The organism is Pseudomonas sp. GM21 (assembly GCF_000282215.1).
GTDB lineage: Bacteria > Pseudomonadota > Gammaproteobacteria > Pseudomonadales > Pseudomonadaceae > Aquipseudomonas.
Map to the genome: position 1 here is coordinate 79,018 of NZ_AKJS01000080.1, position 21,081 is coordinate 100,098.

Genomic DNA, 21,081 nt, shown 5'->3' on the forward strand with positions numbered 1-21,081 from the left:
GCGTGGGAACGATCATCAACGACTCTGGGCGTTACGCAGCGAAACCTGGTCATTCAGCGTCCAGAAGTCATACAGCACCCCGACAAAGAACAACCCGCCCGTCACCAGGTACAGCAACCCGCTGATCCACTTCCCCTGATACATCCGGTGGACGCCGAACACCCCGAGAAACGTCAGCAGAATCCACGCCACGTTGTACTCGATAGGCCCTGCGGTGAACCGAAAGTCAGCTTCGCGGTCCATTGCCGGGATCAGAAACAGGTCGATCAGCCAGCCAATCCCCAGCAAACCGAAGGTGAAGAACCAGATCGTCCCCGTCACCGGCTTGCCGTAATAGAAGCGGTGAGCGCCGGTAAATCCGAAAATCCACAGCAGATAACCAATCACTTTGCTGTGCGTATCTTGATGCGTGGCGGACTGCTGATAGCTGTTCATTAAGGACCTCGACTCACACGATAGATAAATATTCTTTAAATCTTTGTGACTTTTTTACCGGTTGCCGACGTATGGCAAATGCTTGTGTGACTCCTGCCAAAGCCTTATAGCACCTGACTTCTGTCCGACAATTGCGTCAATCTGCCGCTTGATTGGTTCCATTACCCCCCATGTTGAATCGACCAACGGCCTCGGAAGGGCAAAAAAAGCTGTTATAAAGTTGCGCGTTCATACATACGAGCCCTGCCTAATGCGTCCATTTTTCAAGACATGGCTAACCATTTGCCTTTTGATGCCACTGGCCGCCCACGCCACCAATCGTGAGCAACGTCTTCCAAACGTTAATGGTTACACCCCAAAATCCCATGTTTCTGCTCCTTCGAGCAAAAACAAACAAACTGCTAAAAAATCGATCCAGCTGAGCGACAACAGCAAACTTGTTCCGCCAATGGCGAGCAAGGAAAGCAGCAACGTGCTGAGTCGAGCCGTCAACGTCCTCGGTACTCCGTATCGTTGGGGTGGCAGCAGCCCAAGTAAAGGGTTCGACTGCAGTGGCCTGGTGAAATATGCGTTCAACGACGCTACGTTTGACCTGCCGCGCACCTCCAACGCCATGGCCAAAGGTCATGGCGAAGAAGTGGATCGCGAGGACCTGAAGCCGGGCGACCTGATTTTCTTCAAGCTCAAGAGCCGTCGAGTCAATCATGTTGCCATCTACCTGGGCAACGACCGCTTCATCCACGCACCACGCCGTGGCAAGTCGGTGAGCATCGATACGCTGAAAAAGCCGTACTGGGAAAAACACTACGTGGTTGCCAAGCGGGTTCTGCCTAAAGAACAGAATCAGATGCGCGTCGTTCAGCGCTGATTTGAAATCCCGGGCCTGACCCGGGACACTCCGCGTCCCAACAGCGGACGCAGAGCGTCCATTGAGGCATTTTCACGCAGCGCGTGGGAACGATCGACAGGCCTGAATTCCAATCCTCAGAAGTTATCCGGCGACCGCGCCTTCTCCCGCGCATGCTCGCGACTGATCAAGCCCTTGGTCACCAGCTCCTTCAAGCACATATCCAGCGTCTGCATCCCCAGACTCCCACCGGTCTGAATCGACGAGTACATCTGCGCAACCTTGTCTTCACGGATCAGGTTACGAATCGCCGATGTTCCGAGCATGATCTCGTGCGCCGCAATCCGCCCTCCTCCGATCTTCTTCACCAAAGTCTGCGACACCACCGCCAGTAACGACTCGGACAGCATCGACCGCACCATCGACTTCTCATCCCCCGGAAACACATCCACCACCCGGTCGATGGTTTTTGCAGCAGAGGTTGTGTGCAGCGTGCCAAACACCAGGTGCCCGGTCTCGGCGGCGGTCAGCGCCAGGCGAATGGTCTCCAGGTCACGCATCTCCCCCACCAGGATCACGTCCGGGTCTTCGCGCAGCGCCGAGCGCAAGGCGGTCGCAAAGCTGCGCGTATCGCGATGCACTTCGCGCTGGTTGATCAGGCATTTGCGCGATTCGTGGACGAACTCGATCGGGTCTTCGATGGTGAGGATGTGGTGATGGCGATGGTTGTTCAGGTAATCGATCATTGCCGCCAGGGTGGTGGACTTGCCGGAACCGGTCGGGCCGGTCACCAGCACCAGCCCGCGTGGCGCGTCGGTCATCTTGCGAAACACCTCGCCCATGCCGAGGTCCTCCATGCTCAGGACCTTCGATGGAATGGTGCGGAACACGGCGCCTGCGCCACGATTCTGGTTAAAGGCGTTAACCCTGAATCGCGCCACACCGGGCACTTCAAATGAGAAGTCGGTTTCCAGGTGTTTCTCGAAGTCCACCCGCTGGGTGTCGTTCATGATGTCGTAGATCAGCGCTTGCACCTGTTTGTGGTCCAGGGCCGGCACGTTGATGCGTCGCACATCGCCGTCGACGCGGATCATCGGGGGCAGCCCGGCGGACAAGTGCAGGTCGGATGCGCCCTGTTTAGCGCTGAATGCCAGCAGCTCAGTGATATCCATAGCGCCCCTCAATTCCAGTAGAATGCCGCCAACCTTCAGACCGCTGGCGCACATTGAATGTCCACGATAGCAGACAACATTGCTCAGGTAAGTTCACGCATCCGTGCCGCCGCCCTGGCAGCCCGGCGCGATGAGCACAGCGTTCAGTTGCTGGCCGTGAGCAAGACAAAACCCGCCAAGGCCCTGCGTGAAGCGTACGCCGCCGGCTTGCGCGACTTTGGCGAGAACTACCTGCAGGAGGCCTTGGGCAAACAGCTCGAATTGGCCGACCTGCCCTTGATCTGGCACTTCATCGGCCCCATTCAATCGAACAAGACTCGCGCTATCGCCGAGCACTTCGCTTGGGTGCATTCCGTGGATCGTTTGAAAATCGCACAACGCCTGTCCGAACAACGGCCAGCCGATTTGCCGCCACTGAACATCTGCATTCAGGTCAATGTCAGCGGTGAAGCCAGCAAATCCGGCTGCACCCCGGCCGACCTGCCGGCGCTGGCCAATGCCATCAGTGAATTGCCGCGCCTCACGTTGCGCGGGTTGATGGCGATCCCCGAGCCGACGGATGACCGCGCCGAACAGGATGCCGCATTTGCTGCCGTGCAAAGCCTGCAAGCCAGCCTGAACCTGCCGCTCGACACACTTTCCATGGGCATGAGCCATGACCTTGAGTCGGCTATTGCCCAAGGCGCCACTTGGGTCCGTATTGGTACGGCCTTGTTTGGCGCCCGTGATTACGGACAGCCTTGACCACTTTCTTTCTAAGGACCTGACATGAGCAAAACTCGTATTGCCTTTATCGGTGCCGGCAACATGGCCGCCAGCCTGATCGGCGGCCTGCGCGCCAAAGGTCTGGACGCTTCGCAAATCCGCGCCAGCGATCCGGGTGTTGAAACCCGCACCAAGGTGGCTGCCGAACACGGCATCGAAGTCTTCGCCGACAACGCCGACGCCATTCAAGACGCCGACGTCGTCGTATTGGCGGTCAAACCCCAGGCGATGAAAACCGTGTGCGAAGCGATTCGCCCGAGCCTCAAACCCCATCAACTGGTGGTGTCGATTGCCGCCGGCATTACCTGCGCCAGCATGAACAACTGGCTCGGCGCCCAGCCGATTGTGCGCTGCATGCCCAACACCCCGGCGCTGCTGCGTCAGGGCGTGAGCGGCCTGTTCGCCACAGCTCAAGTGACCGCTGATCAACGCCAGCAAGCTCAAGAGCTGCTGTCGGCCGTGGGTCTCGCACTGTGGCTGAACGAAGAGCAGCAACTGGACGCGGTCACCGCCGTTTCCGGCAGCGGCCCGGCCTATTTCTTCCTGCTGATTGAAGCCATGACCGCCGCCGGCGTGAAACTCGGCCTGCCAGCGGACATCGCCGCGCAACTGACCTTGCAAACAGCGTTGGGCGCCGCGCACATGGCGGTCGCCAGCGACGTCGATGCCGCCGAACTGCGTCGTCGTGTAACGTCGCCTGCGGGCACCACGGAAGCCGCGATCAAGTCGTTCCAGGCCGGAGGCTTCGAAGCCCTGGTCGAAACAGCACTCGGCGCCGCCGCGCATCGCTCGGCCGAGATGGCTGAGCAACTCGGTCGCTAATCAGCTCTTACAAAGGAATCAAAGATGCTCGGACTCAATGACGCTGCCATTTTCATCATTAAAACCCTTGGCAGCCTGTACCTGCTGATCGTACTGATGCGTTTTATCCTGCAACTGGTTCGGGCGAATTTTTACAACCCGCTCTGCCAGTTCATCGTCAAAGCCACACAACCACTGCTCAAGCCCCTGCGTCGGGTCATCCCAAGCATGTTCGGGCTGGACATGTCGTCGCTGGTGCTGGCGCTGATCGTGCAGATGGTGCTGATCGCCGTGATCCTGGCGCTCAAGGGCTTCATGGTCGATTGGTTGCTGTTGGTGCCGTGGGCTCTGATCGCGCTGTTCTCGCTGTTTTTGAACATTCTGTTCTACGCAATGATCATCAGCGTGATTCTGTCCTGGGTCGCCCCGGGCAGCCACAACCCGGGCGCCGAACTGGTCGGGCAGATTACTGAACCGGTACTCGCGCCGTTCCGCCGGATCATCCCGAACCTGGGCGGTCTCGATATTTCGCCGATCTTCGCGTTCATCGTGATCCAGTTGCTGCAGAGCTGGCTGATCCCGCGCCTTGCGCACTTCGCCTTCATGCCGCAAGGGCTGCTCGGCCTGATCTGATGAGTTACTTTCGCTGGGACGGTGACGACCTGATTCTGGAGTGTCACCTGCAACCGGCAGCCCGCAGCGATGATTTCTGCGGGCTGCACGGGGATCGCCTGAAGATCCGCCTGACCGCGCCGCCGGTTGAAGGCAAGGCCAATGCGTATCTGATGGCGTTTCTGGCCAAGGCCTTTGGGGTATCCAAGAGCCAGGTCAGTTTGATCAGCGGCGAGTTGAACCGGCAGAAACGGGTGCGGATTTGTTCGCCGAAGAAGCTGCCTGAATTACCCGGATTGACCCTACCTTGATCGTTCCCACGCTCCGCGTGGGAATGCAGCCTGTGACGCTCCGCGTCACTGCCGAAGCAGACGCGGAGCGTCAAATGAGGCATTCCCACGCAGAGCGTGGGAACGATCATGGGTAGTCGCTTGCTGCTAGGGGCAGCGGTCTTTAGACTTACGCCTCATTTCAACGAGAGCAGGGTCGATGCCAACTGCCTTTCCCCCCGATTCTGTTGGTCTGGTGACGCCGCAAGTGGCGCACTTCAGCGACCCCCTGGCCCTGGCCTGCGGGCGTTCGCTTCCAGCGTATGACCTGATCTATGAAACCTACGGCACGCTAAACGCCACGGCGAACAACGCCGTGCTGATTTGCCACGCACTGTCCGGTCATCATCACGCTGCCGGCTACCACAGCCCCGACGACCGCAAACCGGGTTGGTGGGACAGTTGCATCGGCCCCGGCAAACCGATCGACACCAACAAGTTCTTCGTGGTCAGCCTGAACAACCTCGGCGGTTGCAACGGCTCTACGGGCCCGAGCAGCACCAACCCGGACACCGGCAAGCCGTTCGGCGCCGACTTCCCGGTGCTGACCGTGGAAGACTGGGTGCACAGCCAGGCGCGCCTGGCGGACCGCATCGGCATCAGCCAATGGGCTGCCGTGATTGGCGGCAGCCTTGGTGGCATGCAAGCGATGCAATGGAGCATCACCTACCCGGAGCGCATCCGGCACTGCCTGGCCATCGCCTCGGCCCCCAAGTTGTCAGCGCAAAACATCGCCTTCAACGAAGTGGCACGCCAGGCGATCCTCACCGACCCCGAGTTCCACAGCGGTTCGTTCCAGGAAGCGGGTGTAATCCCCAAGCGCGGCTTGATGCTGGCGCGGATGGTCGGGCACATCACCTACCTGTCCGATGACTCCATGGGCGAGAAATTCGGCCGAGGCCTCATCAAAAGGGAAAAGCTCAACTACGACTTCCACAGCGTCGAATTTCAGGTCGAAAGCTACTTGCGTTATCAGGGCGAAGAGTTCTCCTTGCGCTTCGACGCCAATACTTATTTGCTGATGACCAAGGCGCTGGACTATTTCGACCCGGCAGCCAACTTCGACGATGACCTGGCAAAGACCTTCACCCACGTGAAAGCCAAGTTCTGCGTAATGTCGTTCACCACCGACTGGCGCTTCTCCCCTGCCCGTTCGCGGGAACTGGTGGACGCGTTGATGGCCGCCAAGAAAGACGTCTGCTACCTCGAGATCGATGCTCCGCAAGGCCACGATGCCTTCCTGATGCCGATCCCGCGTTACTTGCAGGCATTCAGCAGTTACATGAACCGCATTACGTTGTGAGAAAGCCATGAGAGCTGATCTGGAAATCATCCAGGAATGGATCCCCGCCGGCAGCCGCGTGCTCGACCTCGGCTGCGGTGATGGCGAACTGCTGACCTGGCTGCGCGACAACAAGCAAGTGACTGGCTATGGCCTGGAAAACGACCCGGACAACATCGCCGAATGCGTGGCCAAGGGCATCAACGTCATCGAGCAGGACCTGGACAAGGGCCTGGGCAATTTTGCCAGCAACAGCTTCGACGTCGTGGTCATGACCCAGGCGCTGCAAGCGGTGCATTACCCGGACAAGATCCTCGATGAAATGCTGCGGGTCGGCCGCCAGTGCATCATCACCTTTCCCAACTTCGGTCACTGGCGCTGCCGCTGGTACCTGGCGAGCAAGGGCCGGATGCCGGTTTCCGAGTTCCTGCCGTACACCTGGTACAACACGCCGAACATCCACTTCTGCACTTTTGCGGACTTTGAAGCCTTGTGCCTCAAACGTGAGGCCAAGGTCATTGATCGGCTGGCCGTGGATCAACAGCATCGGCACGGGTGGGCCAGCAAGCTATGGCCTAATCTGTTAGGCGAGATCGGTATTTATCGCGTCAGCAGCCCAGGACTTGCAGACCACAAGGTCGCGGTCTGACCCGCCCCACTCCGAGGAGAACGATCATGGTTCGTCTAGCGCTGTTTTTACTCACTGCCTGCCTGAGCGTCACCGCTTTTGCCGCTGACACGATCAATGCCAAGCGCGAGCAAACATTTGGTGATGTGACGGTGTACTACAACACCTTCAACTCAACGTTCCTGACACCGGACATCGCCAAATCCGTCGAGCAGGCGCGTAGCAAGAATCTGGGTATGATCAACGTTTCGGTGATCAAGGACGGCAAACCCCTGATGGCGCAGGTCAGCGGCACAGTCAAGGATCTGACCAGCCAAATCGTGCCGTTGAACTTCAGACAAATCACCGAAAAGGGCGCTATCTATTACATCGCTCAGTATCCGGTGCCCCAGACGGAAATCCGCACCTTCGACATCAAGGTGCAGATCGGCGACAAAATCAACACCATCAATTTCAACCAAGAGATTTTCCCCGGCGAATGATCAACTTTACACAGCTCGTACTGGCCAGCCACAACGCCGGCAAACTCAAAGAGCTCCAGGCGATGCTTGGCCACTCGGTGCAACTGCGCTCGATCGGCGAGTTCAGTCAGGTCGAGCCTGAAGAAACCGGCCTGTCGTTTGTCGAAAACGCCATTCTCAAGGCCCGCAATGCCGCGCGCATTTCCGGCTTGCCGGCGCTGGCTGACGACTCAGGGCTGGCGGTGGATTTCCTCGGTGGTGCGCCGGGCATCTATTCGGCTCGTTATGCGGATGGTCAGGGTGATGCGGCGAACAACGCCAAGCTGCTCGACGCGTTGAAAGACGTGCCAGAAGCCGAGCGCGGCGCGCAGTTCGTCTGCGTCCTGGCGCTGGTGCGTCACGCTGAAGATCCATTACCCATTCTCTGCGAAGGCCTGTGGCACGGGCGTATCCTGCCGGCCGCCAGTGGCGAGCACGGGTTTGGTTACGATCCGCTGTTCTGGGTACCGGAGCGCGATTGCTCCAGCGCAGAGCTGAGTCCGAGCGACAAGAACGTCATCAGTCACCGCGCCCGTGCAATGGAACTGCTGCGCCAGCGTCTGGGCCTGAAATGATCCACGACTCATCTGCGTCACCGCTGATATTCGGCGGCGACGCCCAATCGCCACGGGCGGCACTGCCCGTGTTGCCACCCCTGGCGCTGTACATCCACATCCCGTGGTGTGTGCGCAAATGCCCTTATTGCGACTTCAACTCCCACACCGCCAGCCCGGTGCTGCCGGAAGAAGAGTACGTCGACGCGCTGCTGGCAGACCTCGATCAGGATCTGCACGCGGTATATGGTCGTGAGCTGAGTTCGATTTTCTTTGGTGGCGGCACACCAAGCCTGTTCAGTGCCGAAGCCTTGGGCCGTTTGCTCAAAGGAGTCGAACAGCGCATTCCGTTTGCCAGCGACATCGAAATCACCCTGGAAGCCAATCCGGGGACGTTCGAACAAGAGAAGTTTGTCGCTTACCGCGCCCTGGGCATCAATCGCCTGTCGATCGGCATTCAGAGTTTTCAGGAAGAGAAGCTCAAGGCATTGGGCCGGATTCACAACGGTGACGAAGCGGTTCGTGCCGCCGGCATGGCGCGCAGGGCCGGGTTCGATAATTTCAACCTGGACTTGATGCATGGGTTGCCCGACCAGTCGCTGGACGATGCGCTGAGCGACCTGCGCCAGGCCATCGCCTTGAAGCCGACCCACCTGTCCTGGTATCAGCTGACGCTGGAGCCGAACACGGTGTTCTGGAACCAGCCGCCAACGCTGCCGGAAGACGACACGTTGTGGGACATTCAGGAAGCGGGTCAGGCGCTGCTCGCCGAACACGGTTACGCGCAATATGAAGTCTCGGCTTACGCCCAGCCTGGTCGTCCGGCGCGGCATAACCTCAATTACTGGAGCTTCGGCGACTTCATCGGCATTGGCGCCGGTGCACACGGCAAGCTCAGTCATCCTGACGGGCGCATCGTGCGCACCTGGAAGACCCGATTGCCCAAGGATTACCTCAACCCGGCGAAAAGCTTCAAGGCTGGCGAGAAAGCGCTGACCAACGATGAGATGCCGTTCGAGTTCCTGATGAACGCGCTGCGCCTGAACGATGGCGTCGAATCGCGGCTTTATCCGGAGCGCACCGGGATGCCCCTGGAAAGCCTCGCCGAACACCGCCGCGACGCCGAACAAAGTGGCTTGTTGCAGGTCGAACCGTCACGTCTGGCGGCCACCGAACGCGGACAGTTGTTTCTCAATGACTTGCTGCAAAAATTTCTGAGCTGATTTCAGCCCTAAGGGAAAACGAATGGATTTGATACTCGACCTGCTCGCCACGGTGTCCCGCTGGAGCCGCAGCAACTTATCGGAAATCGCCCTGGCCTTGGTGGGCTGTCTGCTGGTGCTGTTCGGTTCGGATTTCAAAGGCTGGGTCGAGCAGCGGCTGGGCAGCATTGCCGGCGCCTTGCGCGTCCCGCTGATGGCCCTGCTGTGCCTGATCGGCAGTGGCGCCGCGTTGATCTACGCCACACCGTGGATCGTCAAAGGCCTGGGCCAGTTCAACAACTACAGCCTGGCGCCGGTGTTGTTGGTGGTGCTGGTGCTCATTGGCGTCGTCGCCGACCGCCGCTGAGGGCTGGCGATCGTTCCCGCGCTCCGCGTGGGAATGCAGTTAGGGACGCTCCGCGTCCCAAGTGCGGACGCAGGGCGTCCAATGAGGCATTCCCACGCGTAGCGTGGGAACGATCAGTGGCCGGTTAGGACTGTTTTTCGAACTTCAGATCCCACACGCCATGCCCAAGTCGTTCGCCGCGGCGTTCGAACTTGGTGATCGGGCGCTCGGTCGGACGCGGGACGCACTTGCCGTCTTCGGCGAGGTTGCGATAGCCCGGGGCGACGTTCATCACTTCCAGCATGTACTCGGCGTACGGTTCCCAGTCGGTGGCCATGTGCAATACACCGCCGACCTTTAACTTGCTGCGCACCAGTTCAGCGAAAGATGCCTGAACGATACGACGCTTGTGGTGACGGCTCTTGTGCCACGGATCAGGGAAAAACAGCATCAGGCGATCAAGGCTGTTGTCAGCGATACAGCGATTGAGCACTTCAATCGCGTCGCAATCGTAGACCCGCAGGTTGGTCAGGCCCTGAGTCAGCACGCCATTGAGCAGCGCGCCAACACCTGGACGGTGAACTTCCACGCCAATGAAATCCTGTTCTGGCGAGGCCGCGGCCATTTCCAGCAGCGAATGGCCCATGCCGAAACCGATTTCCAGCGAGCGCGGCGCCGAACGGCCGAACACCTGATCGAAGTCCACCGGCGCATCGGCCAGCGGCAGCACGAACAGCGGCGTGCCCTGCTCCAGGCCTTTTTGCTGGCCTTCAGTCATGCGCCCGGCGCGCATCACGAAACTCTTGATGCGGCGGTGTTGGCGCTCTTCGCCTTCTTCCGTCTGGATTGGCGTGTCGTTTGATTCAGTCATCAATGGCTCTTACTTGATCAGACCATCCAGCGGCGAGGAGGCGCTGGCATAGAGTTTTTTCGGCATGCGGCCGGCGAGGTAAGCCAGGCGGCCCGCGACAATGGCGTGCTTCATGGCTTCAGCCATCATGATCGGCTGCTGGGCGTGGGCGATGGCCGAGTTCATCAGCACTGCGTCACAACCCAGCTCCATGGCGATGGTGGCGTCGGAAGCGGTACCGACACCGGCATCCACCAGCACCGGGATCTTGGCTTCTTCGAGGATGATCTGCAGGTTGTACGGGTTGCAGATCCCCAGGCCCGAACCGATCAGACCCGCCAGCGGCATGACCGCGATGCAGCCGATTTCCGCCAGTTGGCGAGCAATGATCGGGTCATCGCTGGTGTAGACCATCACATCAAAACCTTCCTTGACCAGCGATTCAGCGGCCTTGAGGGTTTCGATCACGTTGGGGAACAGGGTTTTCTGGTCCGCCAGCACTTCCAGCTTCACCAGGTTGTGACCATCGAGCAGCTCACGAGCCAGGCGACAGGTGCGCACGGCTTCGATAGCGTCGTAGCAACCGGCAGTGTTCGGCAGGAAGGTGTAGCGATCCGGCGACAGGAAATCCAGCAGGTTCGGTTCGCCCTGGTTCTGGCCCAGATTGGTGCGGCGCACGGCGAAGGTGACAATTTCGGCACCCGAGGCTTCGATGGCCAGGCGGGTTTCTTCCATGTCACGGTACTTGCCGGTGCCTACCAGCAAACGCGACTGGTAAGTACGACCGGCCAGGACGAAAGGCTTGTCGCTACGAACGATGCTCATGGGAAATCCTCTGTAGGAGTGAGGTTCTTGCAGAATTCTGTGCCCTTGCGGACTGCACGGCTAGCCGCCGCCGATGGCGTGGACGACTTCGACGGTGTCGCCGTCGTTCAGCGTGGTGTCGGCATGCTGACTGCGCGGGACGATATCCAGATTGAGCTCAACCGCCACCCGGCGTCCGGTCAGTTCCAGACGGGTCAGCAGGGCCGCAACGGTTTCACCGTTGGGCAGTTCAAGGGATTCGCCGTTCAACTGAATGCGCATACCGAATGCCGCCATCATTTTTAGGGGCTGGCATTCTAGCCCGATCATGACCTAAAGGTCAGCAACAAGCGTCAAGCGGTAAGCGGCAAGCGCCAGGCGGCAAGGCCCAGGCAAAGCCAGCCGATCAGGAATGCCAAACCACCAAAAGGTGTGACGATTCCGAGTTTGCTGACACCGGTCAGGGTCAGCAAGTACAGGCTGCCGGAGAACAGCAGGATACCAATGGCAAACGAGGCGCCTGCCCACGTGACCAGACGCCCTGGAATCTGCGTAGCCAGCAGCGCCACGCCCAACAATGCCAGGGTGTGCACCAGTTGGTAGGTGACGCCCGTGTGGAAAATCGCCAGGTACTCGGGGGTCAGGCGGTTTTTCAGGCCATGAGCGGCGAACGCGCCGAGGGCAACGCCGGTGAAACCGAAGAAAGCAGCCAGCATCAAAAAGCCACGCAGCATGAAAAACTCCAGTCAGACTCGATCAACAGGGTCTGTATAATGGCCCGCTCAACGGGTTCGGCCAAGCCATCTCTATGCTGCGTATATATTTGCGTCGATTCACAAAGGCCGTGCTCTGGTTCGCCGGTGGCAGCGTATTGCTGGTGCTGATCTTTCGCTTTGTGCCGCCGCCGGGAACAGCGTTGATGGTCGAGCGCAAGATCGAATCCTGGTTCGACGGCGAGCCGATTGATCTGCAGCGCACCTGGAAGCCGTGGGATGAAATCTCCGACGACCTGAAACTCGCTGTGATTGCGGGTGAAGATCAGAAATTCCCGGAGCACTGGGGTTTTGACTTCCACGCGATTCAGGCGGCACTGGCTCACAACGAACTGGGCGGATCGATTCGCGGTGCCAGCACACTGAGCCAGCAAGTCTCGAAGAATCTGTTCCTGTGGTCTGGCCGCAGTTGGTTGCGCAAAGGTCTGGAGGCCTGGTTTACCGCGCTGATCGAAGTGATCTGGCCTAAGCAGCGGATTCTTGAGGTGTATCTCAACAGCGTTGAGTGGGATGACGGGGTGTTTGGGGCAGAGGCTGCGGCACGGCATCACTTCGGTGTGAGTGCTAAAAGTCTGAGCCGTCAGCAATCGAGCTTGCTGGCCGCCGTCTTGCCCAACCCGCGAGTGTGGAGCGCGAGCCATCCGACCAACTACGTCGCACGACGGGCCGGGTGGATTCGGCGGCAGATGAGTCAGTTGGGTGGGGAAAGCTATCTGGTTGGCCTCAACGATTCGCGCCGGGCACCTTGGTCCCAGTAACACCGCAAATCCCCTGTGGGAGCGAGCCTGCTCGCGAAAGCGGTGTATCAGTCAACATTTATGCTGAATGACACACCGCTTTCGCGAGCAAGCCCGCTCCCACATTAGTTTTGTGGTGTTGCAGAAAACCGGGCACAAACAAAAACGCCCCGATCAATGATCGGGGCGTTTTTTATGCCGGTTCGCAGGTTATGCCGCGATCGACAACTTGAGCTTGTTCATCGCGCTCTTCTCAAGCTGACGGATACGCTCGGCCGACACGTTGTACTTCTGCGCCAGGTCGTGCAGCGTGGCTTTCTCTTCAGCCAACCAGCGCTGATAAAGGATGTCACGGCTGCGGTCGTCCAGCACTTCCAGTGCTTCGTGCAGGTTGTGGTTGGAGTTGTCGCTCCAGTCAGCATCTTCCAGTTGACGGGCCGGGTCGTACCGGTGGTCTTCCAGATAGTTGGCTGGCGACTGGAAAGCACTGTCGTCGTCCGCTTCCGCGGCCGGGTCGAAGGCCATGTCATGGCCGGTCAGGCGACTTTCCATCTCTCGCACTTCCCGCGGCTCTACGCCGAGGCTTTCCGCCACACGGTGGACTTCCTCGTTGTTCAACCACGCCAGACGCTTCTTCTGGCTGCGCAGGTTGAAGAACAACTTGCGCTGGGCCTTGGTGGTCGCGACTTTCACGATGCGCCAGTTGCGCAGGATGAACTCGTGGATTTCCGCCTTGATCCAGTGCACCGCGAACGAAACCAGACGCACACCCATTTCCGGGTTGAAGCGCTTGACCGCCTTCATCAGGCCGACGTTGCCTTCCTGGATCAGGTCAGCCTGAGCCAGACCGTAGCCGGAATAGCTACGGGCGATATGTACGACAAAACGCAGGTGGGCGAGCACCATCTGCCGAGCCGCCCCCAAATCCTGCTCATAATAGAGACTCTCGGCCAGTTCACGCTCCTGCTCCGGCGTCAGCAATGGAATGCTGTTCACGGTGTGCACATAGGCCTCCAGGTTCGCACCCGGGACCAGAGCATATGCAGGTTGCAAAGAATTGGTCATACGAAAAAACCTCCCACTTTTACAAACTCGTGCAGTTCAGCACTGCGAAAATTGACCGGAAACCGAAAAACAAGTTCCCATAAACGCTGAAAGGTCAATACGAGCAAAATGATGCTACTTAGGCGCAAGCTCCCTCAGGTGGCGTGCGACTGCAATCCATGCACCGATATACCCCAACAGCACCGCGCCAAGCAAGAGAGACAGACCGTCGGCAACTGGCACTCCGGCCAGCGCAAAATCACTGCCGTACAAACCGGCCAGTCCAACCACGGCGTCGTTCAGCCAGTTCAAGCCAAACGCCAATACACCCCAGGACAGCATCCCCGCACCAAAGCCATAAAGCGCGCCCATGTACAAAAAGGGCCTGCGCACATAGCTGTCAGTGCCGCCGACAAGTTTAATCACTTCTATCTCTGTGCGGCGGTTTTCAATATGAAGACGAATGGTATTGCCTATCACCAAAAGTAATGCAGAAACCAGCAGCACGGTCAGACCGAAGACAAAACGGTCGCCCAGCTTGAGGATGGCGGCCAGACGCTCGACCCAGACTAGATCAAGTTGCGCCTGTTGTACCTTCGGCAGCTCGGAAAGTTTTTGTCTTAATGCTTCAAGCGCGAGCTTGTCGACCTCCTTCGGGGTCACCAGAACCACGCCCGGCAACGGGTTTTCCGGCAATTCCTTGAGCGCATCGCCCAAACCGGACTGCTGCTGAAACTCCTCCAGCGCCTGGTCGCGACCGACATATTGCGCATCAGCGACGCCTGGCATGCCTTTGATCTGCTCGCGCAGCGACTCGCCTTCAGCAGGGCTGGCCTCCAATTGCAGGTACAGGGAAATTTGCGCCGCACGCTGCCAGGAGCCGCCCAGCCGCTCGACGTTGCTCAGCAAAAGTGACAGGCCCATCGGCAAACTCAGCGCAACGGCCATCACCATGCAGGTGAAAAAACTGCCGATGGGCTGCTTGCCTAGGCGACGCAAGCTGTCCAGCAGACTTGCGCGGTGGCTTTCAACCCAGGCGCGGAACAACGTGGCGAAGTCAGGGCCGTCGTCATCGTCGTGTTTTTTCTTCTGCGGTTGCGGATCGGCAGCTTTCGGGGCTACACGTTCGGAAACTTTGGGGCTGCGTGTCGCGCTCATTCGGCAGCCTCCCCGTCGCCAATCAATCGACCACGTTGCAGCGTCAGCATGCGGTGACGCATACGGGCGATCAGCGCCAGGTCGTGACTGGCGATCAGCACACTGGTGCCCAGGCGATTGATGTCTTCGAACACGCCCATGATTTCAGCGGCCAGACGCGGGTCGAGGTTACCGGTCGGTTCGTCCGCCAGCAGCAAGGCCGGCCGATGAACGATGGCGCGGGCGATGCCGACGCGCTGTTGCTGACCGGTGGACAAGTCACCCGGGTACAAATCGGTTTTGTCCGAAAGCGCCACGCGCTCAAGGGCCGAATCCACGCGTTTGACGATCTCGGCCTTCGACAGGCCAAGGATCTGCAAGGGTAGCGCAACGTTGTTGAACACCGTGCGATCGAACAACAACTGGTGATTCTGGAACACCACGCCGATCTGCCGGCGAAGATAAGGAATCTGCGCGCTGCTGATGGTTGCGAGGTCCTGGCCGGCCAACAGCAATTTGCCAGTGGTTGGACGCTCCATCGCCAGCAGCAGTCGCAACAAGGTGCTTTTACCTGCGCCGGAATGCCCGGTTACAAACAAGAATTCGCCCCGACGGACTCGAAAGCTCAGCTCATGCAAGCCGACGTGACCGTTCGGGTAGCGTTTACCGACCTGTTCGAAACGAATCATGAACGCTCCCGCTCGGCAAACAATGCCTGGACAAAGGGTTCTGCTTCAAAAGTACGCAAATCGTCGATGCCTTCACCGACGCCGATATAGCGAATCGGCAGGCCAAACTGCTTGGCCAGGGCGAAAATCACCCCACCCTTGGCGGTGCCGTCGAGCTTGGTCAGCGCCAGGCCAGTCAGTTCGACGGTCTGGTTGAATTGTTTGGCCTGGTTGATGGCGTTCTGGCCGGTGCCGGCATCGAGTACCAACAGCACTTCGTGCGGCGCGTCGGCATCGAGCTTGCCGATGACCCGGCGAACTTTTTTCAGCTCTTCCATCAAGTTGTCTTTGGTGTGCAGACGACCGGCGGTGTCGGCAATCAGTACATCGATGCCACGGGCCTTGGCCGCCTGAACGGCGTCAAAGATAACCGATGCCGAGTCGGCGCCGGTGTGCTGGGCGATGACCGGGATCTTGTTGCGCTCACCCCAGACCTGCAATTGCTCGACCGCTGCTGCGCGGAAGGTGTCACCGGCCGCGAGCATGACTTTCTTGCCTTCGAGTTGCAGCTTCTTCGCCAGTTTGCCGATGGTGGTGGTCTTGCCGGCGCCGTTGACGCCCACCACGAGAATCACGAAGGGCTTATTCTGCGAGGTGATTTTCAGCGGTTGCTCGACCGGCTTGAGCATGGCGGCCAGTTCGGCTTGCAGGGATTTGTACAGCGCATCGGCATCGGCCAGCTCTTTGCGCGCGACCTTTTGGGTCAGGCGCTGGATGATCACCGATGTGGCTTCGACACCAACGTCGGCGGTCAGCAGACGGGTTTCGAGGTCTTCAAGCAGTTCGTCATCGATGGCCTTTCTGCCCAGAAACAGGCTGGCCATGCCTTCACCGATGCTGGCGCTGGTCTTGGACAGGCCTTGCTTGAGGCGGGCGAAGAAACCGGCTTTGGATTCTTCTGTACGCGACGGTTCGACGGGCGTTTCGACGGATGCGACGACAGGTGCTGGTGCTTGCACAACCGGAGCAACCGGAGCAACCGGAGCAACCGGAGCAACCGGAGCAACCGGAGCAACCGGAGCAATGAAAGCAGGAACAACAGGTTCTGCAACAACCGGTTTAGGCTCGGCCACAACGACTGGCGCAGCAACCGGCTCAAGCTCAGCCACGACGACTGGCGCTACAACCGGTTCAGGCGCAGCCACCACGACTGGCGCTACAACCAGCTCAGGCGCAGCCACTGCAACTGGCGCTACAACCAGCTCAGGCGCAGCCACTGCAACTGGCGCTACAACCGGCTCAACCACAGGAACCTGAACGGGCTCAGGCACAAACGCGGCCGGAGCAGGAATCGGCGGCGTAATGTGCGGCGCCAATTCATCTTCAACGAGTGCCACTGGCTCTTCGGCCACCGGCAGCGTCAACCAAGGTTCGGCAATCGGTGTCAGTGAGGCCTTGGCAACGACTTCGGCGACAGGATCAGGCTCGACAACGGGTTGCAGCACCGGCTCGGCGATGGGCAACACAATTGGCGCGAGCTCTTCATCTATAACCGGCGCCGGCGTGGGCTCAGGAAGTGGCTGTGGCTGTTCGACGACGGGTTCCTGCGGCTTTTTGCGCAGCCATCCGAACAGGCTTTTCTTCTCGCCAGCCGCAGCTGGGGCTTTCTTGTCGTCGTTGGAACCAAACATGGAGGACGGCTATCTCACGGTAGCGACGCGCCAAAGGCGCCCCGGCAAATAAATATTCGATGCAGAACAGACTGCGATTGACCCAGCTTGTTCACGCGCAACATTTTGTCGAGGTGCAAATCGCAACTCAAAGGTCGACTAATTCGAAGGACTGGAACGGCATCGTCGGCGAAAACACAGAGTTTAGCTGTCAAACTCAAAGCGTGCGCCGCAAACCCAAACAACCTGCAGACCGATCAAAGGCCTGATAGGCGTGGCCGCCAGTAAAACGGACCGTTATCCTAGCACCCTCTCGCCCGCTGACGCTAAGACCAAGCGGGCAGCCCAACAGGTTTAAAAACGAATGAATGCTCTAGCCCGCCGCGCTGCAGGCCTGCTGCTCAGCACAGTTTGTCTGCCATTTTCAGCCTTCGCTGCCGACCCACAACCCACCCACGAATTCACTCTCGATAACGGCCTGAAGGTTATCGTGCGCGAAGACCATCGTGCGCCGGTGGTGGTTTCCCAGGTCTGGTACAAGGTCGGTTCCAGCTACGAAACACCGGGTCAGACCGGTCTTTCCCATGCCCTCGAACACATGATGTTCAAAGGCAGCGAGAAAGTCGGCCCCGGTGAAGCCTCGCTGATCCTGCGCGATCTCGGCGCCGAAGAGAACGCATTCACCAGCGACGACTTCACGGCTTACTATCAGGTGCTGGCCCGCGATCGTCTGGGTGTGGCCTTCGAACTGGAAGCAGACCGCATGGCCAGCCTGCGTTTGCCGGCTGACGAGTTCGCCCGCGAAATCGAAGTCATTAAAGAAGAACGTCGCCTGCGCACCGACGACAAGCCGATGTCCAAGGCCTACGAACGCTTCAAGGCGATGGCATACCCGGCCAGTGGTTACCACACGCCGACCATCGGCTGGATGGTCGACCTGGACCGCATGAAAGTCGAAGAGCTGCGCCACTGGTATCAATCCTGGTACGCGCCGAACAACGCCACGCTGGTGGTGGTCGGTGACGTCACCCCGGACGAGGTCAAAGCCTTGGCCCAGCGTTACTTCGGCCCCATCGCCAAACGCGATGTTCCCCCGGCGAAAATTCCGCTGGAACTGGCCGAACCTGGCGAACGCCTCATCACCCTGCATGTGCAAACCCAATTGCCGAGCCTGATGCTGGGCTTCAACGTGCCGAGCATCGCCACCTCCGAAGACAAACGCTCGGTAAACGCCTTGCGCCTGATCTCGGCCCTGCTCGACGGAGGTTACAGCGGTCGCATCCCGACGCAACTGGAACGTGGTGAAGAACTGGTGTCTGGCGGTTCGTCGAGCTATGACGCCTACACCCGCGGCGACAGCCTGTTCACCTTGTCGGCTTCACCCAACACCCAGAAAAACAAAACCATGGCCCAGGCTGAAGCCGGTCTGTGGAAGCTACTCGAACAGCTGAAATCCACCCCACCGTCCGCCGAAGAGCTGGAACGCGTGAGGGCTCAAGTGATTGCCGGCCTGGTCTTCCAGCGCGACTCGATCACCAGCCAGGCCACTTCCATCGGCCAACTGGAAACGGTCGGCCTGTCGTGGAAGCTGATGGACACTGAACTTGCCGACCTGCAAAGCGTAACGCCGCAAGACATCCAGAATGCCGCCAAGCTGTATTTCACCCGCGAACGTCTCAGCGTCGCCCATGTACTGCCACTGGAGACGACTCATGAGTGAGCGTAAAAAACCACGTCTGGCCTTGGTCGGCTTGATCGCTGTCGCACTGATCGGCTCTGCGACTTTCTACCTGTCCCGAAGCAGTGACTCCAAGGCCAGCGAAGCACTGGACAAAGCCAAGTCCAGCCAGAAGCTGCAATCGCTGGCAGAACTTGACGGCAAGGCACCGAGCCACCGCGCCCTTGACGTACAGACCTGGACCACCGCCGAAGGCGCCAAGGTGATGTTCGTCGAAGCCCGCGAACTGCCGATGTTCGACATGCGCCTGATCTTCGCCGCCGGCAGCAGCCAGGATGGCGAGGCAGCGGGCCTTGCCATGTTGACCAACGCGATGCTCAACGAAGGGGTGGCCGGCAAAGATGCCGGCGCCATCGCCGAAGGCTTCGAAGGCCTGGGTGCTGACTTTGGCAACGGTGCGTTCAAAGACATGGCGCTGGTTTCCTTGCGTAGCCTCAGCGCCGCGGACAAGCGTGAGCCGGCCCTGAAGTTGTTCTCTGAAGTCATTGGCAAACCAACCTTCCCGGCCGACTCCTTTGCACGCATCAAGAACCAGATGCTTGCCGGTTTCGAATACCAGAAGCAAAACCCCGGCAAACTGGCGAGCCTGGAGCTGATGAACCGTTTGTACGGCAATCACCCTTACGCGCATGCCAGTGACGGTACGGCGAAATCCGTCCCGGCGATCACCCAGGCTCAATTAAAGGCATTCCACGAGAAAGCCTATGCAGCTGGCAACGTGGTGATTGCACTGGTCGGTGACCTGTCCCGCGCCGAGGCCGAGGCGATTGCCGCGCAGGTCTCCAGCGCACTGCCAAAAGGCCCGGCACTGGCGAAGATCGCACCGCCGCAAGAACCCAAAGCCAGCGTCGGCCATATCGAGTTCCCGTCCAAGCAAACCAACCTGATGCTCGCGCAACTGGGCATCGACCGTGACGATCCAGACTACGCCGCCCTGTCCATGGGCAACCAGATCCTCGGCGGCGGTGGTTTCGGCACCCGCCTGATGAGCGAAGTGCGCGAGAAACGTGGCCTGGCATACGGCGTGTACTCGGGTTTCACCCCGATGCAGGCGCGCGGCCCGTTCATGATCAACCTGCAGACCCGCGCCGAAATGAGCGAAGGCACGCTGAAACTGGTGCAGGACGTGCTGGCCGACTACCTTAAAACCGGCCCGACACAAAAAGAACTCGATGACGCCAAGCGTGAACTGGCCGGCAGCTTCCCGCTATCCACTGCCAGCAACGCCGATATCGTCGGTCAGTTGGGCGCCATGGGCTTCTACAACCTGCCGCTGAGCTATCTGGATGATTTCATGCGCCAGTCCCAGAGCCTGACCGTCGAACAAGTCAAAACCGCACTGAACAAACACCTGAGCACGGATAAAATGGTCATCGTCAGCGCTGGCCCGACCGTGCCACAAAAGCCGTTACCGGCCCCATCTGATAAACCTGCCGAGCAGCCGCTCGGGGTTCCGGAGCATTAATGGCCACGCGTCCAAAAAAACCTGTTCACAACGTTCATAACGGCGTGAATCAACTGCGCATCATTGGCGGCGAATGGGGCAGCCGAAAGCTGAGCTTCCCGGATGCCCCGGGCTTGCGCCCGACACCAGACCGGGTGCGTGAAACCCTGTTCAACTGGCTCGCGCCTTATGTCGCGGGCGCCAAGGTGCTGGACCCGTTCGCCGGCAGCGGCGCACTGTTTCTGGAAGCCCTGTCCCGTGGCGCCGCCATGGGCCAGGCGCTGGACGCCAGCAACATCGCGGTCGCCAGCATCAAGGAACATCTGGGCACACTGCGCTGCACCACCGGCCAGATCCAGACCGCCGATGCCCTGCGCTACCTGGAAACCCAGACAGCCACTGCCTACGACCTGGTGTTCCTCGACCCGCCGTTCAACCAGAACCTGTTGCCGAGCGTCTGCACCCTGCTGGAAGAGCGTCAGTGGCTGGCCGACGAGGCCTGGATCTACACTGAAAGCGAAAACGCGCCGTCGTCACTCGGTTTGCCAGGCAACTGGCGGCTGCACCGGGAGCAGAAATCCGGGCGGGTTTACTATGCGTTGTGGCAACGCAACCCGCTGGAGAGCTGAAACCGTCATAGCCCCATGGTCTGAAACAACGAATCAAGTGCGATAAATAGTTACCGCCAACAGCCTCGTCCAAATCTCCACAGTGGTTTACGCAATCCCCGTAAACCACTGAGG

Annotated in this window: 25 protein-coding genes; 15 read left to right on the forward strand and 10 right to left on the reverse strand. The window is 59.4% G+C overall.

Annotated features, from left to right (window positions below):
- Positions 1-15: 15 nt before the first annotated feature.
- Positions 16-435, reverse strand: coding sequence for an NINE protein (locus PMI22_RS16500; RefSeq protein WP_007945496.1), 420 nt, complete (start codon positions 433-435; stop codon positions 16-18).
- A gap of 250 nt (positions 436-685) precedes the next feature.
- On the opposite strand from PMI22_RS16500, the gene PMI22_RS16495 reads away from it, so the two are divergent.
- The gene (locus PMI22_RS16495; RefSeq protein ID WP_007945497.1) at positions 686-1,303 is read left to right on the forward strand and encodes a C40 family peptidase; all 618 of its coding nucleotides are present in this window, start codon (positions 686-688) and stop codon (positions 1,301-1,303) included.
- 116 nt (positions 1,304-1,419) lie between these two features.
- Here PMI22_RS16495 and PMI22_RS16490 read toward each other — a convergent pair whose 3' ends face one another.
- Positions 1,420-2,454: a type IV pilus twitching motility protein PilT gene (locus PMI22_RS16490; protein WP_033049200.1), complete on the reverse strand. Its 1,035-nt coding sequence runs from the start codon at positions 2,452-2,454 to the stop codon at positions 1,420-1,422.
- A 57-nt stretch (positions 2,455-2,511) separates the two neighbouring features.
- Here PMI22_RS16490 and PMI22_RS16485 point away from each other — a divergent pair, with 57 nt between their 5' ends.
- The 10 genes from PMI22_RS16485 (at position 2,512) to PMI22_RS16440 (ending at position 9,494) form a co-directional block, all read left to right on the forward strand.
- Entirely contained in the window at positions 2,512-3,198 is a 687-nt protein-coding gene (locus PMI22_RS16485) for a YggS family pyridoxal phosphate-dependent enzyme (protein ID WP_007945499.1), read from the forward strand.
- 24 nt (positions 3,199-3,222) lie between these two features.
- Positions 3,223-4,041: a pyrroline-5-carboxylate reductase gene (gene proC / locus PMI22_RS16480; protein WP_007945500.1), complete on the forward strand. Its 819-nt coding sequence runs from the start codon at positions 3,223-3,225 to the stop codon at positions 4,039-4,041.
- Positions 4,042-4,065: 24 nt separating this feature from the next.
- Positions 4,066-4,653: a YggT family protein gene (locus tag PMI22_RS16475; protein ID WP_007945501.1), complete on the forward strand. Its 588-nt coding sequence runs from the start codon at positions 4,066-4,068 to the stop codon at positions 4,651-4,653.
- Positions 4,653-4,943 (forward strand): DUF167 domain-containing protein, encoded by a 291-nt coding sequence (locus tag PMI22_RS16470; RefSeq protein ID WP_007945502.1) that lies wholly within the window; start codon positions 4,653-4,655, stop codon positions 4,941-4,943. Before PMI22_RS16475 ends, PMI22_RS16470 begins: the two co-directional genes overlap by 1 nt.
- A 178-nt stretch (positions 4,944-5,121) precedes the next feature.
- Complete coding sequence (metX, locus tag PMI22_RS16465) at positions 5,122-6,264, forward strand: homoserine O-succinyltransferase MetX (protein WP_007945503.1); 1,143 nt, start codon at positions 5,122-5,124, stop codon at positions 6,262-6,264.
- A gap of 7 nt (positions 6,265-6,271) precedes the next feature.
- Positions 6,272-6,892 carry a methionine biosynthesis protein MetW gene (metW, locus tag PMI22_RS16460; RefSeq protein ID WP_007945504.1) on the forward strand — a complete coding sequence of 207 codons (621 nt, stop codon included), beginning with the start codon at positions 6,272-6,274 and terminating at the stop codon, positions 6,890-6,892.
- A 26-nt stretch (positions 6,893-6,918) separates the two neighbouring features.
- A complete protein-coding gene (locus PMI22_RS16455) occupies positions 6,919-7,353 on the forward strand; it encodes a DUF4426 domain-containing protein (RefSeq protein ID WP_007945505.1) in 435 nt (144 codons plus the stop codon).
- On the forward strand, positions 7,350-7,946 hold the full coding sequence (rdgB, locus tag PMI22_RS16450; protein WP_007945506.1) for an RdgB/HAM1 family non-canonical purine NTP pyrophosphatase: 597 nt from the start codon (positions 7,350-7,352) through the stop codon (positions 7,944-7,946). The genes PMI22_RS16455 and rdgB overlap by 4 nt, the downstream gene beginning before the upstream one ends.
- Positions 7,943-9,148 carry a radical SAM family heme chaperone HemW gene (gene hemW / locus PMI22_RS16445; protein WP_007945508.1) on the forward strand — a complete coding sequence of 402 codons (1,206 nt, stop codon included), beginning with the start codon at positions 7,943-7,945 and terminating at the stop codon, positions 9,146-9,148. The genes rdgB and hemW overlap by 4 nt, the downstream gene beginning before the upstream one ends.
- A 22-nt stretch (positions 9,149-9,170) precedes the next feature.
- Positions 9,171-9,494, forward strand: a complete 324-nt coding sequence (locus tag PMI22_RS16440; protein WP_007945509.1) for a DUF3392 domain-containing protein — start codon at positions 9,171-9,173, stop codon at positions 9,492-9,494.
- Between the two features lie 124 nt (positions 9,495-9,618).
- Here PMI22_RS16440 and trmB read toward each other — a convergent pair whose 3' ends face one another.
- The 4 genes from trmB to PMI22_RS16420 form a co-directional block, all read right to left on the reverse strand.
- A complete protein-coding gene (gene trmB, locus PMI22_RS16435; protein WP_007945510.1) occupies positions 9,619-10,344 on the reverse strand; it encodes a tRNA (guanosine(46)-N7)-methyltransferase TrmB in 726 nt (241 codons plus the stop codon).
- A 9-nt stretch (positions 10,345-10,353) separates the two neighbouring features.
- Entirely contained in the window at positions 10,354-11,148 is a 795-nt protein-coding gene (locus PMI22_RS16430) for a thiazole synthase (protein ID WP_007945511.1), read from the reverse strand.
- Between the two features lie 60 nt (positions 11,149-11,208).
- On the reverse strand, positions 11,209-11,409 hold the full coding sequence (gene thiS, locus PMI22_RS16425) for a sulfur carrier protein ThiS (protein WP_162131643.1): 201 nt from the start codon (positions 11,407-11,409) through the stop codon (positions 11,209-11,211).
- 71 nt (positions 11,410-11,480) lie between these two features.
- Positions 11,481-11,861 carry a DUF423 domain-containing protein gene (locus tag PMI22_RS16420; RefSeq protein WP_007945513.1) on the reverse strand — a complete coding sequence of 127 codons (381 nt, stop codon included), beginning with the start codon at positions 11,859-11,861 and terminating at the stop codon, positions 11,481-11,483.
- A gap of 74 nt (positions 11,862-11,935) precedes the next feature.
- On the opposite strand from PMI22_RS16420, the gene mtgA reads away from it, so the two are divergent.
- Positions 11,936-12,658 (forward strand): monofunctional biosynthetic peptidoglycan transglycosylase, encoded by a 723-nt coding sequence (mtgA, locus tag PMI22_RS16415; protein ID WP_007945514.1) that lies wholly within the window; start codon positions 11,936-11,938, stop codon positions 12,656-12,658.
- Positions 12,659-12,847: 189 nt separating this feature from the next.
- Here the strand turns inward: mtgA and rpoH are convergent, their stop codons facing one another.
- The 4 genes from rpoH to ftsY all read right to left on the reverse strand — a co-directional run bounded on the left by rpoH (position 12,848) and on the right by ftsY (position 17,177).
- Positions 12,848-13,702: an RNA polymerase sigma factor RpoH gene (rpoH, locus tag PMI22_RS16410; RefSeq protein WP_007897890.1), complete on the reverse strand. Its 855-nt coding sequence runs from the start codon at positions 13,700-13,702 to the stop codon at positions 12,848-12,850.
- Positions 13,703-13,816: 114 nt separating this feature from the next.
- Positions 13,817-14,839 carry a permease-like cell division protein FtsX gene (gene ftsX / locus PMI22_RS16405; RefSeq protein WP_007945515.1) on the reverse strand — a complete coding sequence of 341 codons (1,023 nt, stop codon included), beginning with the start codon at positions 14,837-14,839 and terminating at the stop codon, positions 13,817-13,819.
- A complete protein-coding gene (ftsE, locus tag PMI22_RS16400) occupies positions 14,836-15,507 on the reverse strand; it encodes a cell division ATP-binding protein FtsE (RefSeq protein WP_007945516.1) in 672 nt (223 codons plus the stop codon). Before ftsE ends, ftsX begins: the two co-directional genes overlap by 4 nt.
- A complete protein-coding gene (ftsY, locus tag PMI22_RS16395) occupies positions 15,504-17,177 on the reverse strand; it encodes a signal recognition particle-docking protein FtsY (RefSeq protein ID WP_007945517.1) in 1,674 nt (557 codons plus the stop codon). Before ftsY ends, ftsE begins: the two co-directional genes overlap by 4 nt.
- Before the next feature lie 343 nt (positions 17,178-17,520).
- On the opposite strand from ftsY, the gene PMI22_RS16390 reads away from it, so the two are divergent.
- From PMI22_RS16390 to rsmD, 3 genes are read left to right on the forward strand one after another with little or no spacing between them, the layout of a single operon-like run.
- A complete protein-coding gene (locus PMI22_RS16390) occupies positions 17,521-18,876 on the forward strand; it encodes a M16 family metallopeptidase (RefSeq protein WP_007945518.1) in 1,356 nt (451 codons plus the stop codon).
- Positions 18,869-20,359 carry a M16 family metallopeptidase gene (locus tag PMI22_RS16385; protein WP_007945519.1) on the forward strand — a complete coding sequence of 497 codons (1,491 nt, stop codon included), beginning with the start codon at positions 18,869-18,871 and terminating at the stop codon, positions 20,357-20,359. Before PMI22_RS16390 ends, PMI22_RS16385 begins: the two co-directional genes overlap by 8 nt.
- Positions 20,359-20,967 (forward strand): 16S rRNA (guanine(966)-N(2))-methyltransferase RsmD, encoded by a 609-nt coding sequence (gene rsmD / locus PMI22_RS16380; RefSeq protein WP_007945521.1) that lies wholly within the window; start codon positions 20,359-20,361, stop codon positions 20,965-20,967. The genes PMI22_RS16385 and rsmD overlap by 1 nt, the downstream gene beginning before the upstream one ends.
- The last annotated feature ends 114 nt before the right edge of the window (positions 20,968-21,081 follow it).

Coding starts and splice junctions, on each gene's coding strand:
- rsmD (WP_007945521.1), top strand. CDS start 20,359: ATGGCCACGCGTCCAAAAAAACCTGTTCACAACGTTCATAACGGCGTG.
- PMI22_RS16430 (WP_007945511.1), bottom strand. CDS start 11,148: ATGAGCATCGTTCGTAGCGACAAGCCTTTCGTCCTGGCCGGTCGTACT.
- PMI22_RS16440 (WP_007945509.1), top strand. CDS start 9,171: ATGGATTTGATACTCGACCTGCTCGCCACGGTGTCCCGCTGGAGCCGC.
- PMI22_RS16420 (WP_007945513.1), bottom strand. CDS start 11,861: ATGCTGCGTGGCTTTTTGATGCTGGCTGCTTTCTTCGGTTTCACCGGC.
- mtgA (WP_007945514.1), top strand. CDS start 11,936: ATGCTGCGTATATATTTGCGTCGATTCACAAAGGCCGTGCTCTGGTTC.
- rpoH (WP_007897890.1), bottom strand. CDS start 13,702: ATGACCAATTCTTTGCAACCTGCATATGCTCTGGTCCCGGGTGCGAAC.
- PMI22_RS16485 (WP_007945499.1), top strand. CDS start 2,512: ATGTCCACGATAGCAGACAACATTGCTCAGGTAAGTTCACGCATCCGT.
- thiS (WP_162131643.1), bottom strand. CDS start 11,409: ATGCGCATTCAGTTGAACGGCGAATCCCTTGAACTGCCCAACGGTGAA.
- PMI22_RS16495 (WP_007945497.1), top strand. CDS start 686: ATGCGTCCATTTTTCAAGACATGGCTAACCATTTGCCTTTTGATGCCA.
- trmB (WP_007945510.1), bottom strand. CDS start 10,344: ATGACTGAATCAAACGACACGCCAATCCAGACGGAAGAAGGCGAAGAG.
- rdgB (WP_007945506.1), top strand. CDS start 7,350: ATGATCAACTTTACACAGCTCGTACTGGCCAGCCACAACGCCGGCAAA.
- PMI22_RS16500 (WP_007945496.1), bottom strand. CDS start 435: ATGAACAGCTATCAGCAGTCCGCCACGCATCAAGATACGCACAGCAAA.
- hemW (WP_007945508.1), top strand. CDS start 7,943: ATGATCCACGACTCATCTGCGTCACCGCTGATATTCGGCGGCGACGCC.
- PMI22_RS16490 (WP_033049200.1), bottom strand. CDS start 2,454: ATGGATATCACTGAGCTGCTGGCATTCAGCGCTAAACAGGGCGCATCC.
- PMI22_RS16455 (WP_007945505.1), top strand. CDS start 6,919: ATGGTTCGTCTAGCGCTGTTTTTACTCACTGCCTGCCTGAGCGTCACC.
- PMI22_RS16385 (WP_007945519.1), top strand. CDS start 18,869: ATGAGTGAGCGTAAAAAACCACGTCTGGCCTTGGTCGGCTTGATCGCT.
- metX (WP_007945503.1), top strand. CDS start 5,122: ATGCCAACTGCCTTTCCCCCCGATTCTGTTGGTCTGGTGACGCCGCAA.
- proC (WP_007945500.1), top strand. CDS start 3,223: ATGAGCAAAACTCGTATTGCCTTTATCGGTGCCGGCAACATGGCCGCC.
- PMI22_RS16475 (WP_007945501.1), top strand. CDS start 4,066: ATGCTCGGACTCAATGACGCTGCCATTTTCATCATTAAAACCCTTGGC.
- PMI22_RS16390 (WP_007945518.1), top strand. CDS start 17,521: ATGAATGCTCTAGCCCGCCGCGCTGCAGGCCTGCTGCTCAGCACAGTT.
- ftsY (WP_007945517.1), bottom strand. CDS start 17,177: ATGTTTGGTTCCAACGACGACAAGAAAGCCCCAGCTGCGGCTGGCGAG.
- PMI22_RS16470 (WP_007945502.1), top strand. CDS start 4,653: ATGAGTTACTTTCGCTGGGACGGTGACGACCTGATTCTGGAGTGTCAC.
- ftsE (WP_007945516.1), bottom strand. CDS start 15,507: ATGATTCGTTTCGAACAGGTCGGTAAACGCTACCCGAACGGTCACGTC.
- ftsX (WP_007945515.1), bottom strand. CDS start 14,839: ATGAGCGCGACACGCAGCCCCAAAGTTTCCGAACGTGTAGCCCCGAAA.
- metW (WP_007945504.1), top strand. CDS start 6,272: ATGAGAGCTGATCTGGAAATCATCCAGGAATGGATCCCCGCCGGCAGC.